At 45.3% G+C, this 14,304-nt stretch carries 12 protein-coding genes; 6 read left to right on the top strand and 6 right to left on the bottom strand.

Annotated features, from left to right (window positions below; all coding sequences use genetic code 11):
- Positions 1-133: 133 nt before the first annotated feature.
- Both dsbB and nhaB read right to left on the bottom strand, forming a co-directional pair.
- Positions 134-652: a disulfide bond formation protein DsbB gene (gene dsbB / locus OJ16_RS05535; RefSeq protein WP_040988206.1), complete on the bottom strand. Its 519-nt coding sequence runs from the start codon at positions 650-652 to the stop codon at positions 134-136.
- Between the two features lie 84 nt (positions 653-736).
- A complete protein-coding gene (gene nhaB / locus OJ16_RS05540; protein ID WP_040988208.1) occupies positions 737-2,323 on the bottom strand; it encodes a Na(+)/H(+) antiporter NhaB in 1,587 nt (528 codons plus the stop codon).
- 638 nt (positions 2,324-2,961) lie between these two features.
- On the opposite strand from nhaB, the gene fadR reads away from it, so the two are divergent.
- Positions 2,962-3,801 carry a fatty acid metabolism transcriptional regulator FadR gene (gene fadR / locus OJ16_RS05545; protein WP_040988210.1) on the top strand — a complete coding sequence of 280 codons (840 nt, stop codon included), beginning with the start codon at positions 2,962-2,964 and terminating at the stop codon, positions 3,799-3,801.
- 118 nt (positions 3,802-3,919) lie between these two features.
- Here the strand turns inward: fadR and OJ16_RS05550 are convergent, their stop codons facing one another.
- From OJ16_RS05550 to OJ16_RS05565, 4 genes are all read right to left on the bottom strand, one after another.
- A complete protein-coding gene (locus OJ16_RS05550; RefSeq protein WP_040988212.1) occupies positions 3,920-5,002 on the bottom strand; it encodes a hybrid-cluster NAD(P)-dependent oxidoreductase in 1,083 nt (360 codons plus the stop codon).
- Positions 5,003-5,163: 161 nt separating this feature from the next.
- Entirely contained in the window at positions 5,164-6,669 is a 1,506-nt protein-coding gene (gene hcp, locus OJ16_RS20205; protein WP_152613822.1) for a hydroxylamine reductase, read from the bottom strand.
- A 166-nt stretch (positions 6,670-6,835) separates the two neighbouring features.
- On the bottom strand, positions 6,836-8,005 hold the full coding sequence (locus tag OJ16_RS05560) for a DUF1887 family protein (protein ID WP_040988214.1): 1,170 nt from the start codon (positions 8,003-8,005) through the stop codon (positions 6,836-6,838).
- Between the two features lie 149 nt (positions 8,006-8,154).
- Positions 8,155-10,146, bottom strand: a complete 1,992-nt coding sequence (locus OJ16_RS05565; RefSeq protein ID WP_040988215.1) for a methyl-accepting chemotaxis protein — start codon at positions 10,144-10,146, stop codon at positions 8,155-8,157.
- Between the two features lie 219 nt (positions 10,147-10,365).
- Here OJ16_RS05565 and hinT point away from each other — a divergent pair, with 219 nt between their 5' ends.
- The 5 genes from hinT to OJ16_RS05590 all read left to right on the top strand — a co-directional run bounded on the left by hinT (position 10,366) and on the right by OJ16_RS05590 (position 14,274).
- The gene (gene hinT / locus OJ16_RS05570) at positions 10,366-10,716 is read left to right on the top strand and encodes a purine nucleoside phosphoramidase (RefSeq protein ID WP_040988216.1); all 351 of its coding nucleotides are present in this window, start codon (positions 10,366-10,368) and stop codon (positions 10,714-10,716) included.
- Between the two features lie 86 nt (positions 10,717-10,802).
- On the top strand, positions 10,803-12,194 hold the full coding sequence (locus OJ16_RS05575) for a COG3014 family protein (RefSeq protein ID WP_040988217.1): 1,392 nt from the start codon (positions 10,803-10,805) through the stop codon (positions 12,192-12,194).
- Positions 12,194-12,583, top strand: coding sequence for a YcfL family protein (locus OJ16_RS05580; RefSeq protein ID WP_040988218.1), 390 nt, complete (start codon positions 12,194-12,196; stop codon positions 12,581-12,583). The genes OJ16_RS05575 and OJ16_RS05580 overlap by 1 nt, the downstream gene beginning before the upstream one ends.
- 65 nt (positions 12,584-12,648) lie before the next feature.
- A complete protein-coding gene (gene lpoB / locus OJ16_RS05585; protein WP_040988220.1) occupies positions 12,649-13,239 on the top strand; it encodes a penicillin-binding protein activator LpoB in 591 nt (196 codons plus the stop codon).
- 183 nt (positions 13,240-13,422) lie between these two features.
- Positions 13,423-14,274, top strand: a complete 852-nt coding sequence (locus tag OJ16_RS05590; RefSeq protein WP_040988222.1) for a phosphotransferase — start codon at positions 13,423-13,425, stop codon at positions 14,272-14,274.
- Positions 14,275-14,304: the final 30 nt, after the last annotated feature.

Consider the following 14,304-nt stretch of genomic DNA (forward strand, 5'->3'; position numbering starts at 1 on the left):
AAAAACGCAGGCATTCGCCTGCGTTTTTTTATGTCTGTATTTTGTCGGTAGGTCGCACAACCTCATTGAGATCAATCAACATAAGCTTCTGAGCGTTTACTTATCTTGATTGGTATTAAAGCGTCTTAAGGTGTTATTTGCTTTTTGCAAACTGAGCCACAATGATGAACGCCAGTGCGATGAGATTGCCAGCAAAAATAACCACTAACCACTGCGGCATCGAGAGCGTTAAGAATTGCCAAACCACTTCAGCACAATCGCCATACGCTTCAAACATCCCAGGGATCCATTTGTTTAATGGTGCCCAGGTTGGGAAGGTGACGAAGAGATCACAAGTTGCGAAAGGCGAAGGATTGAATTGGTAGTCTACGTGCTGCATAGCCAATTCTAAGCCCTTATACGCACTCGCACCCCAAGCGGCAAGGCCAAGGTAACGAATCACCGAGTTTTGTGGGGCAATAAAGCCGATGATTGCCGCACCAGCAATTCCCATCATCGCGACACGTTCGTAAATACACATCACACAAGGCGGTAGCCCCATGCCATGTTGAAAGAAAAGAGCACAGGCTTCAAAGATAACGATAAAGATAAACAGAAGAGACCAAGATAGTCGGCTTTGGGAAAATGTTTTTAGTGTCGAGAAGTAGTTCACGTATGTTGTCCTTTACCAGAAATAAAAAAAGCTCTGAATAGTCAGAGCTTTTTAACGTGTAAACGTTCCCTAATCAAGGGAAATTTAGTGACCGCCAGTAACGGCTGGAGTTGCGTCACCTACGTGTGCAGTAATCCAACCCGCATCGTAGAACCATGCTGTTGCCGGTTCTAGGAAGAAGATAATGCCCGCTAGGCCAACAAGCGCAAGCACGATAGTGTATGGCAACGCCATAATAACCATGCGTCCGTAAGAAAGACGAATTAACGGTGCAAGTGCTGAAGTAAGTAGGAATAGGAATGCTGCTTGACCATTTGGTGTTGCAACAGACGGTAGGTTCGTACCAGTGTTGATCGCAACAGCAAGAAGGTCAAATTGATCACGAGTGATTTGGCCATCGATAAGCGCTGATTTCACTTCGTTGATGTAAACCGTACCAACGAATACGTTGTCCGATACCATCGACAATAGACCATTGGCGACGTAGAACAGCGCCAACTGAGTACCTTTGTCTTCAACAGCAAGTACCGCATCGATTACTGGCTTAAATAGCTCTTGGTCGATGATTACAGCAACAACCGCAAAGAAAACGGCCAGTAGTGCGGTAAACGGTAGTGCTTCTTCAAACGCTTTACCCATTGAGTGCTCTTCAATAACACCCGTAAATGCAGTCGCAAGAATGATCACTGACAGACCGATTAGGCCTACAGCCGCAACGTGCATCGCAAGACCCACGATTAGCCAAACAGCGATAGCACCTTGAACCCAAAGCTTTGCCACATCTTGGTTAGTACGCGTTTTACGCTCTTCGTTATCGAAATCAACTAAGATTTGACGCACGCTATCAGGTAGTTCTGCGCCGTAGCCGAAGACTTTGAACTTCTCAACCAGTGCACACGTTAGCATGCCGCAGAAAAATACAGGGATGGTAACCGGTGACATACGAATAAGGAATTCTGCAAATAACCAGTCAGCTTGGTCAGCAATGATCAAGTTTTGTGGTTCACCAACCATGGTCATAACACCACCAAGCGCAGTACCCACACCGGCATGCATAAGCAGTGAGCGTAGGAAAGCACGGTAGTTCTCTAGGTCGTCACGCGTTAGCTCAGTGATGGTTTCATCTTGAGTATGGTCGTGATCACCAATCGTGTTGCCAGAAGCCACTTTATGGTAGATAGAGTAGAAACCAACCGCCACACTGATAACAACCGCGATAACGGTTAGTGCATCAAGGAAAGCAGAAAGGAATGCTGCGGCGAAACAGAACGCCATTGATAGCAGTACTTTCGAACGGATACCGAGCAGTAACTTAGTGAAAATGAACAGCAGAAGCTGTTTCATAAAGTAGATGCCAGCAACCATGAAGACCAAAAGAAGCAGTACTTCGATGTTCGCCACGAGTTCGTGTTTGACTTGATCCGCACTGGTCATCCCGATTGCAACCGCTTCGATTGCTAACAGACCACCAGGTTGAAGAGGGTAGCATTTTAGAGCCATTGCTAGCGTGAAGATAAACTCAGCAACGAGCAGCCAACCAGCTGTGAAAGGATCGATAAAGAAAAAGACGATCGGGTTGATGATGAGGAATGAGATAATGGCAACTTTGTACCAATCAGGCGCTTTACCAAGAAAGTTCTTAATAAATGCATTTCCGAGTGACATCGGCATGATTAAATTTCTCTTAAATGTTGTTTCAAATAGACACTGCGCACGCTTGAATTTAATAATTGGATGGAAAATAACCTAACCAATTTAACAGCGACTTAGAAAACGACACTCCGAAAAACTGTCATGCGGTCTTGCCAAGCCACTCCATGAAAAAGACAAGCACTTCAAACTTTGGTCGCCACTCTACTCTTCGACATTATTTAGTCAATGATTATGTTTATATTGACAAAATACGCCGCAATAAAATTATAAAAAACGCGATCAAAGTTGCGTTAGCGTAACATGAGAGTTGTTATAAGTTCTATTTAATGTCTCACGACATGCGAAAGTTCAAAATATGATAATTTACCCTGCTATTTATTGGCTAAAAGTCGTTATATTTTTGCGTTTTCGCAAAATAAGATTGAATAGATGAGCCTTATATAACAAGCCCTACAGAGGGGGGGGTAATCGAGAATTGTTTTATTTTACGTTTCAGAAATATTATGCAACAGGCAACGTTGCCTGAATATATTTAGTGTTATTACTCTATTATTATTTTGCGAGAAGTTTACAGTTCGTTTGTTTCCGATAGGTAATAACTAGTGGTATGATGAGTTTATCAGATTCCCTATAAATACAATATTGGACAAATCTTAATGGTCATAAAGGCAAAGAGCCCTGCAGGATTCGCAGAAAAATACATAATTGAGAGTATTTGGAAAGGGCGCTTCCCTCCTGGTTCCATTCTTCCCGCTGAACGAGAGCTTTCTGAGTTAATTGGTGTGACACGAACCACACTGCGCGAAGTTCTACAAAGACTGGCGAGAGATGGCTGGTTGACGATACAGCATGGAAAACCAACCAAAGTAAATCAGTTTATGGAAACGTCAGGTTTGCATATTCTTGATACTATGATGACCTTAGACGCTGAGAATGCGACGTCAATCGTTGAAGATTTGCTTGCAGCACGTACAAATATCAGCCCGATTTTTATGCGTTACGCCTTTAAAGTGAACAAAGAAAACTCACTGCGCACGATGCAAAATGTGATTGAATCTTGTGAAGCGCTGGTGACTGCTGAGTCGTGGGATTCATTTATGACGACGTCTCAATATGCCGATAAGATCCGCCCACATATTAAAGATGATGGTGAAAAAGACCCACTTAAACGTGAAGCTATTTTGATTGCTAAGACATTTAATTACTACGATTACATGTTATTTCAACGTCTTGCCTTCCATTCAGGTAATCAAATTTACGGCCTAATTTTTAATGGTTTGAAAAAGCTGTACGACCGTGTGGGTAGCTACTACTTCTCTAACCCAGAAACGCGTCAATTGGCGTTGAAATTCTACCGTGATCTATACGAAGTTTGTGAAACGGGCAACCGTGAGATGATCCCTGCGATTGTGCGTCAGTACGGCATCGATAGTGGCCACGTTTGGAATCAAATGAAGACGACATTGCCAACGAACTTCACTGAAGACGACAGTTAATCACGCGTTGTTGAACTAATTACGCATTGTTGAATTAACTCGCTCTGTTACGTTAAAGCCCGCCATAGAAATATGGCGGGCTTTTTACGGTTTGAAAGTGAGCCGTGATTTAAGACGCTTAACCAATTTGTACGGCGAGATCGTTCTCAATGGTGGACGAACAAGCGAGAACATACCCTTGCTCAATCTCGTCTGCGGTCAGTGTTTCATGGCTCGTGCTATTCACCGAGCCTGGCGTCACTTTGCATTTGCATGATCCACAAATACCACTGCGGCAGGCCACAATGAGTGGTAAACCAGCCGCTTCAAGAGTGTCAGCTAATACCGCGCCTTGTTGGGCGACGATCTCTTTCCCAAACGCCTCTACCGAAACGGTCACGTTTTTTTCGTTGACCTGTTGTTCTGCTTCTTCTGATGACATCTCAGCGTCTTTGGCGGGGGTAAAACTTTCTTGAAAGAAGTTACCCATATCAAATGCCAAAACTTGTAAGTTATCGCGGGTGTCTTGCATGAACTGGTTTGGGCCACACAGATAAACGGTGCGTTCCAACAAATCAGGTACGAGTTGTTCAAGCCATGCTTTGTCTAATCGACCTTGTGGATGAGCGGTTCCCGAGGCATCTTTTAATAGAAGCGAAAGCTGAAATGAGTCGTGTGTGACGGCAAGCGCTTCAAGTGCATCAAAATAGATCGTGTGCTGAGCGGACTTCGCGACATGCAAGAAGTGAACGTCGATATCGATTTGGCTCTCCAGCCACTGTTTTGCCATCGCATAGACAGGGGTAATGCCACAACCGGCACTAATGAGTAGTGCTTTACGTTTACCATTAATGAGTTTGGGTGGATGGTCGATGCTATTGAATTCGCCATTTGGCGCTAACGCAAGCAGAACGTCACCCACTTGAAACGTATCGATCAAGTAGTTCGAGACTTTGCCTGCTTCCACTCGTTTGATGGTGAGCTGCAAATGAGATTCTTCAGGCACGGAACTGAGTGAATAAGCGCGATATTCGATCTTTTGCGCAATTTCAACCCCAATGGTAATGAATTGACCGGGCTTAAAGTCAAAGGTAACAGGGTTAGCCGCGGCTGGCTGGCATTCGAGCGGCGCGAGCTTAATGCTGATGGTATCTGGCGTTTCAAAATATTTGTCGATGCAACGCAATTGGACGGGATTAGGCCCCTGCCATTCAAAGTACATATCTGATCTCGTTTACGGTTATCACGTGGTGGTGGCAAGTGCTATTACTCACGTTCAATTAAACGCTCGCCAGCTTGCTCATGAGAGTTATCACCAATTTAAGGGGGTTGGTAGAAACCTTAAAAGACCTACTCCCAGCGGCGTGAGAGTAGGCCGCTCAATTACGCGCCTAGAATGGCTTGAAGGTCGTCTTCTACGTTAGAGATAGCACGCATATCGAACTTCTCTTGAATGATCGCCAATAGATTGTCAGTGAGGAATGCTGGTGCCGTAGGGCCGGTGTAAATGCCTTTTACGCCCAGAGCGAATAGAGTGAGTAAGATAACGATCGCTTTTTGTTCAAACCAAGACAGCACTAAGGTCAGAGGCAGTTCGTTGATGCCACAATCAAATTCGCTCGCTAACGCTAACGCCAATTGGATGGCTGAATAGGCATCGTTACATTGACCCACATCGAGTAGGCGAGGAATGCCATTGATGTCGCCAAATTGATTTTTGTTGAAACGGAATTTGCCACACGCCAAAGTTAAAATCAGCGTATCTTCAGGCGCATTTGCGGTGAAATCGGTGTAGTAACTGCGCTCCGCTTTGTCACCATCACAGCCACCAACGAGGAAGAAGTGACGGATATTGCCTTGTTTTACCTGATCGATAACCGCAGGCGCGGCGTTCATCAGTGCGTTGCGGCCAAACCCGACCGTGATCATTTGCTCAATTTCGTTGTATTGGAAACCCGCTTGGTTCAAGGCACATTCGATCACCGCAGAGAAATCATCCCCTTCAAGGTGCGCCACACCCGGCCAGCCCACGATGCTGCGCGTGAATAGACGATCAGCATATTGACCGACATCTGGATTCAGCAAGCAATTAGAGGTCATTACGATTGCGCCTGGGAAGTTAGCAAACTCTTTTTGCTGATTTTGCCATGCACTCCCGTAGTTACCCGCAAGGTGAGGGTACTTATTCAGTTCTGGGTAACCGTGTGCCGGTAGCATTTCACCGTTGGTATAAACGTTGATGCCTTTGCCTTCGGTCTGTTGCAGGATTTTTTCAAACTGTGGGCTAAAACCAATCATTTCACCTTGTTGAGAGCGGGCTTGGTAGATCAGCGTTTGGGTCACGGAGTGATGCTTGCGGTTTTGCGCTTTGAGGTGTTTAAACTGCGCGATATTACGCAACGTGGCGGCAGTTAGGGCGGCAAATGTTTCGACTTCAACCCGGTCTAGGTTATCGAAGGCTCCAACGGCAAGCGCATCCATGGTCAATACGCCCACCAACTGGCCTTCGACATAGAGACTGCAACCTAAACAGTCATGGACATCAATGCTTTGATCTTCGGTGAGTAGTACACCATCAAATGGATCGGGCAGTGGGCAATTGGCATCAAAGCGTACGGGATCGCGGCTATGCATTATTTGCTCAAGGCGTGGATGTGCACTTGGGTAAAAGCGTCGTCCTAAGATAGAGGCGGAGAGACCTTTGACCGCAACCGGTGTTAGGAACCCTTGTTCATCTAAGATAAACAAAGCCGAAGCATCGCAAGGAAAAACCGTACTAACCCCTTCGACCAGTTGTTGGTATTGCTCTTCACTTGTTCGATTAGAACTGAGGTTTAAAGCGATATTGAGAAAGGTACGCGAGAAAGATGAAACAGGTAATGAAGACATAGCAATGCTCGAACAAAATGACGCGCTTATGCTAGCGGCATGATGTTAAAAGTACATCGCAGTCATGTTAGGGATGGCGTACGTTTGATTTAGATCAAATAAAAAAGCCTCGAATCAATCGAGGCTATTGGCTTTATTGCGTATTGACGTCGTCAATACGTTGCGGTTAGCAGTCTGAACAGTCTTCAGAGCCACCGGCTTCCACAAACCATTTGGTCAGGTAATTTTTGAGATCTTTGAGTTCTTCAGGGCCGATTAACGCCAAACCAAGATCTTCTGCGCGAGTGATGTCGTTATAACGTAACGGGCGGAAGCTCACCAGCATTGCGCGTGCTTGCAGGCCGCCGAGTAGGTCACGCAGCGATTCTAGTTTATACAGCGTATCATCGCCATCATCACGCATGCCTTTGGTTTTACACTCGATGATATGCAACTTGTTGTTTACAACGGACGCCACATCCAATTCATTGCGAACTTCACGCTCACCTAATTGGCGGTATACCTGCACATTAAGCGAGTGATCTTGGATCGTCGGCATATCTTGTTGGATTTGTCGTACCGTACTGTGCACCAACGTCTCAAGCCACTCGCCATTTGAGAAACGACGGGCTTCTTCGCTCGTAAAGGTCAAAATTCCGCCTTGATACGTCGCGATATCGGCTTCGACCAAGTCGCTGAGTAGCATGTTCAGTTCACGGTAGCCTTGTTGCTTATCCGATAATTCAACGTCTAAACGTTGTTCTTTACGGCAGGTGGTCGCGAGGTAATTCAGCGTCGCAAGGCCAGGGCCAAGCTCCAGCGCGTTACTTGCCCAGCGTTCGCCAAGCTCGTACAGTTTTTGATCAAGCTGAGGAGGGAGGTCGTGCTCGTTAAATTCGCCTCTTGCACCGAAGATGGTTAAGTAATCATCAATGGTGATGCGGTCTTCAACTTGTGTGTCTTCTTTGCCTTCAGGGTAAAGCCAGCACAAACGGTCGCTGTTCGGTTCTACCACAAAAATAGGCCAATGCAGGCTACGAAAAACTTCATAAACAGACAGCAGTCGGTGACGCAAACCACAGCTTGCGTTGAGTTTTACTTCTTCGCCTCGAGATTTAAGCTCAGTGGCAAGTTGGCAAACGGCTTGCTTGATTTTAGACGTATTAGCCACATTAGGAATTTCAAAAAATTCAGAGGTAATATCGCGCTTGGCCAACACACTATGAAGGCGGTGGTAAATCTCTTCTTGAGCTCTGACACCTATGAATACGATGTGCTGACTGATGGTACGATTATCGAGTAGTGGTGTGACTAATCGAATGGGGTCCTGGTCGATAATCCCAACATGAACGGCCATAGTTGTTCCTCATGTTTGGCTTGCGAAACGGAAAATGAATAGATAAATCAGCAAGCCTTTCTAACGATATAATGCTGCAGTCGACAAAAAACAAGGGCGATTTATCAATTAAATCGCCCTTGTTCAAATATTTAACGGATATTTCTGCATTACACCTTAAATCGATGGACCAATTCACCCTGCTGGTTAGCCAGTTGTGTCAGGTTATTACTGGTGCTGGCGATTTCAGCCATGGCTCGATAGCTGGAGTCCGCGATTTCATTGATCTCTTCGATACTGAGTGCGATTTCGCCGACGGTTTGGTTTTGTTCCTCGGCCGCGACCGAAATATGGCCGCTCATTTGGCTTATCTCCATAATCAAAGATTGAATTTCTTCCATCGCACTGTTTGCGTTAGAGGCTTGATCAACCGACAGAGTCATATCATTCATACAGCTTTGAATCACTTCACCTGCCGACGTTGAGCTGCTTTGCAGTGCGCTGATCATTTTTTCAATTTCGCTGGTGGATTCTGTTGTTCGTTTCGCCAATACGCGCACCTCATCTGCCACGACGGCAAAACCACGCCCTTGTTCCCCTGCGCGGGCGGCTTCTATGGCGGCATTAAGCGCAAGCAGGTTAGTTTGCTCGGCGATATTACGAATTACATCCAAAATTGAACCGATCTTGCTGCTCATGTCTTGCAGTGCTTTAACCGCGTTGACGGATTCGTTTAAGCGGTGTTCAAGTTGGTTTATGGTCGCGATATTTGTGGCCATGATATGTCGACCTTGCTCAGACGCTATTTCCACTTGGCCAACCATTTGCAATGAACTTTGTGCGCTTTGCGCGACTTCATTGACGGAATGTGTCATTTGGTTCATTGCGGTCGCAACGCTTGAGGTTTGATGGCGCTGCTGGTTTAGCTGAGTTTGCGTCGTTGTTAGGGTCGTTTGGTTTTTGTTGGCGGTATCGGTTAGATTGTCTGATGCCTCATTTAGGCGCATCAGAATGTTATGTAGATTGTCCGCTAGATCATTAATGTGCCCGCTTACGCGACTAAATTCATTGTTGTAGCGAATCTCGATACGTTGAGTCATATCGCCTTCACTTAATGCTTCTAGTGTTTTTAAAATTCGAGTTAATGGTGTGCGGACACTATGAGCGATGTGATAACCAATGCCAGCGGCAAAGACCACAACGACAAGACACAAAAAGATCGAACGAATCAATCCTGAGTCGTAAACTTTGCCTGCGTCGCTCAAAGAAGCATTGAGGTTATTTTGTGCCGTTTCACTGAATGAGTTCAACAGTACCATCGAGGTGTCGATTTCTTTAGTTAAGTTGGCAATGTTGTCGTAGAGCGCTTGGCGAGAGCGTAGATAGCTATCGTGCTGGTGCAGTACGCCGCCTTTTTGACCGATGTCGATAGAGAATTGGCCAACGGGCGCGTCAAACTTTTCTTGAAGAGAAGGAAGTTGAGTCAATAAGCCACGGTATGCGTAATTCAGATGAGTGACCGCTTTTTTGTTCTTGGCGACGGCTTTAGCGACAAACTCAGTGTCGCTACTGGCCAGGGCGTCGGAGGTGATCACTTCAGCGTCTTTAAGCTTATCAAAATAGCTTCTTGCCATGACTTTGACGGCAATTTTATCCTGATTATCAACGTATTTTTGCATACCAGAGCTGAGCTCTGAGTGGAGGCGTTGAAACTGACGCGTCGATTTTTGAACCAGTTCTTGCGCGGTAAACATGTTGCGATAGTTGTCCATCGCTTCCGTCGCTTCAGTAAAGTAGCGACGTTCCATGGCTTTGACTTGTTCCATGCGGTTGATGAGGTCGGGGTTATTTGCGCTGGCTTGTTCAAGTTCAACCAGCGTGCGGTCGAAATGCACTTTTGCCTTATCAAATTCGGTACGAATAACGTCCATGCGCTCAAAACTTTGTGTTGTTAAGTAGTCTTTGAACAGTTTATCCGCCGTTAGGAGAGCAACGTTAGTCTGATTCGATATCGAAACAAGAGGTAATGATGTATTGGTGACGCTCGCAAAATGTTGATGAATTTGTTCCATTCCACGTAATGCCATGAATGTGGATACGGCGAACATCAAAATGATCAATGCAAAGCCAGCGTACATCCGTCTTATCACTGAACCTTTCATGGATCTCTCCTTATTGGGGTAGTTAATCATTAAAATTATCAGGTTTGGGACAGATGTATTGAGTTTGATACACGTGTTTTATGACACATAATACAAAAAAAAAGTTTTTTAATTGAGATGATCCATTTTTATTAAATGAACGTTGTTTTAATTGTGATTTTTAGATACATGCCGCATACTTATTTTAATCGTTAGTGAGCGTTATTCATGGAGTACAACATGGCTGAAGAGACCATTTTTAGTAAAATTATTCGCAAAGAAATCCCGGCAGATGTCATCTATCAAGATGATTTGGTTACGGCATTTCGCGATATCAACCCTCGTGCGCCAAGCCATATTTTGATTGTTCCTAATACACTCATCCCGACAGTGAACGACATCGAAACCAATGATGAATTAGCCATGGGCCGTATGTTTACGGTGGCAAAGAAATTGGCAAAAGAAGAAGGGATTGATCAAGACGGTTATCGTTTAATCGTTAACTGTAATGCGCATGGTGGCCAAGAAGTTTATCACATTCATATGCATCTAGTGGGTGGTCGTCCGCTCGGTCCATTACTGATGAACTAAAAGAGATGAACTAAATTAGATGTTATCAGGTCTACAAAAAGCACAGCATAGGGTGTGCTTTTTATTACAATCAATTGGAGTGCGAATTGAAAGCTAGCGTTCGACTCGTGCTGGTCTTGTCCAGCTCTCTACTTCTCTCGGCTTGCGCCAATTTTACTGCCGGCAATTTATTCAGCGATTACAGCACACAAAACGCGGCGGTGTATCAAGCGGTCAAGCAGGGTGATTATGTCAAAGCGAAAGAAAAGTTACCTGATGAAATTGCTGGAGATATCTTAGATAATTTTGAAAAAGGCCGCGTTTACCTCTTGGGCCAAGATTACACGCAAAGCCAAGACGCACTAGGGCTAAGCGACTCTGCGGTGAGAGTGGAGCAAGATAAAGCGGTTGTATCCATTTCAGATACTGCATCCAGTGTCGGCGCTTTGGCGGCTAACGACAACCTCAAAACCTATCAACCAGTCGATTATGAGCTAGGCTTCCTTCACCTCTATTTAGGCTTAAACTATGTAAAAGCCAACCAATTAGATGATGCATTGGTAGAGATGCGTCGCGCCAATCAAGTACAAGAACAAGCAAAAAAAGATCGTGAGCGTGCTCTGGCTTCGGCAGAAAAAGAGATGAAGTCGAAAGGATTGACGCCAAACTTGGGCAGTGTATTGGCGAAATACCCAGATGCGGGTAAGACGTTACAAGCGGTCCAAAACGCCTATCTAATGTATTTGTCGGCTTTACTGTTTGAAGCAGACAATGATCTTAACAGTGCTTATGTTGATTACCGACGTGCGTTGGCGGTCATGCCTGATAATCGCAGCGTGATTGATAGCACCATGCGAGTCGCGAAGCGATTGGGCATGCGAGAAGATCTTCGACAACTCGAACAACGTTATGGCAAAACGCCAAAATTAAACCACAATCAAGCTCGAGTGATTGTTTTTCAAGAGCAGGGGATTGTTGATGCTTTACAAGGCTGGAAGCTATCTTTACCGCTCTATGACAGTCGCGGTAACGGTGCATTGTATTCTTTAGCTCTGCCGTATTACCCATCAAAACACGCCGCTCAATTTTCAGCACCGCGACTTAATCAACAAGCGCTTTCTCAAGATCTGCTGGCTGACGTTAATTTGATGGCACAACGCGACCTTTCTGAACGTATGCCAAACTTGGTGATCAGACAGGCGCTGCGGGTGGTGGCCAAAGATCAATTGCGTAAAGAAACCACCAAAGGTGATGACGTTGGCAATTTGATTTTTAATGTTTGGAATACCCTGACAGAGCAACCGGATACTCGTAGTTGGCAAACCTTGCCAGCGTCAATATACGCCAGTTCTACGGTAGTGGAAGCCGGAGAGCAACAACTTGATATCAATGGGAAACCATACAATTTTAGTGTGTCTCAGGGGCAAACTGTGTTGGTATGGCTTTCACGTCAAGGTAACAACGCCACATTGTGGCATAAGCAACTAGGAAGATTGTGATGAAGAAATTCGTAATAGTGATCTTATCAATGTTTGCCATGGTGGCTTGTACGACCAATACATCAGGCCTTCGCATTGATGGGGATGCTCAAAAAGTATTGTTTGGTGATTCTTCGATGTCGCGCAGTTTAAGCGTGGATGATATTACCACCACTCAGGTGGATGGCCATGCACAAGGTATTGTGAGTCTAACTAGCAATATCAGTAGCGATCTTGATTTGTTATATCGCTTTTATTGGTATAACGATCAAGGCCTAGAGGTCAACACTAAGGTCGGAAACTGGAGAAGACTCATTATTCGCGGTAAAGAAACACGCTCAATTTCGGAAGTATCGGTTAACCCCGATGCCACGCAATTTAGAGTTCAAATTAGACGAAATAACGATTAACTAAAGAAGTGAGGATTTCAGCGAGATTACGCGGGGCTCACGAGAAAATAATGAAGGAATCAAGCATGAAAAAAAGTGTGATTGCGCTATTGGGTTTAGCGGTTGTTTTAGGGGGTTGTTCTAACCAAGTGAGTTACGGCGACGCACAAGCTGTCGAAACGACAACCATTGACTTTGGCTCAACGGATCTGCAAACCATCGCAGCAGAGATGGTTGACAGCATGCTGAACTCAGGTTCAGTGGCGGCGATTACGCGTGATTCTCGCCCAATTGTGTTTGTGGAACGAATCAAAAACAAAACCAGCGAGCACATTGATACCGAATCAATCACTGACAGCATCAGCACCAAAATGTTGAACTCAGGTAAGTTCCGTTTTGTTGATATGGACCGTGTAGAGGCGGTGCGTGATCAATTGAACTTTCAAAACAATGATGAGTTAGTGAATCAAAGCAACGCGATTCAGTTTGGTAAAATGGTCGGTGCGCAATACATGCTATACGGCAACCTATCAAGCATTGCTAAAAATGCCGGTAGCGACAAAGACGTTTACTACAAAATGACGATGCGTTTAATGGATCTGGAGTCAGGTTTGATTGAATGGGCCGATGAAACAGAGATCCGTAAGCAAGAATCAAAGAGCTTCTTGGGTCTTTAATCCATTGACATCCAAACAACGCGAAGTTGCCGTTTAGCGATAGTGATCCTCCATTTAAATTTCTAAGTATTTGATGGCTTAGACGATCGATGTGGTCAGATTTAGAGAGTGAATCCGCGTAGCGGCAACGTCACGTTGTATGGAACAATCTTGGTATGAAAATATCAAAGCAAGGAACGATGTATGGCACGAATGTCGTGGCATGAAGCTTGTCAGCTAGACGGTTCATTGGCATCTCTGGATCGTTTTTTTGCGTCACCCCCGGAATACAGCCAGACACTGACTGGCGGGCTAACGAACCGTTGTTGGAAGATTGTAGAGCGTAGTGGTCGAGCTTATGTATGGCGACCGACCACACCCATTACTCAGGCATTTTCGATCTCTCGGGCGCAGGAATACCAGATTCTTACCTCGATTAACGATTGTGGCTTTAGTCCAAAGCCTGTGCATCTTAACGGCCAAGGCCTATTGGTCGAGTGGCTTGAAGGTCAATCTCTTACGGACAACCTGAGTGCTGAGTTATTAATTGAAGCTCTCGTTAATGTCCATTCGTTACCGACTGCTCGGCTTCCTGTTCCTCCCTTCAATTTTACCGCACGTGTTGACCATTACTGGATGCAATTAGAACCTGAACTTAAAAGTGAAGGCTACCAAGCGATTTACGAAAAATGGCGCAACCCACCGAGTTTACCTCCCGTCGAGCTGTCACTTTGTCATTTTGATCTGGCTGGATACAACATGGTAGGAACGGAACAAGGTGCTAAAATTATCGATTGGGAGTACGCCACGATAGGCGACCCTCGATTGGACTTAACGCTCAGTATTGATGTGGCCGAAGTGGATGAAATGGCTGCGATTCAGCATTACTGCCAATTACGTCAATTAGAGCACCCTGAAGCATGGGTTGAAGGGGTGAGAGCATGGCGTCCGAGGGCAACCATGATGGCGATGCTCTGGTACTTACTTGCCTATCAGTTGTGGGGCGATGAGTACTATTTACAGCAAGCTGAGCTGCTCAAACCGGGTCTTTACTAAGGACATTTTGTTGTCGAGATCACTGTTTTG

Source organism: Vibrio renipiscarius (genome assembly GCF_000827885.1).
Classification (GTDB): Bacteria; Pseudomonadota; Gammaproteobacteria; order Enterobacterales; family Vibrionaceae; genus Vibrio; species Vibrio renipiscarius.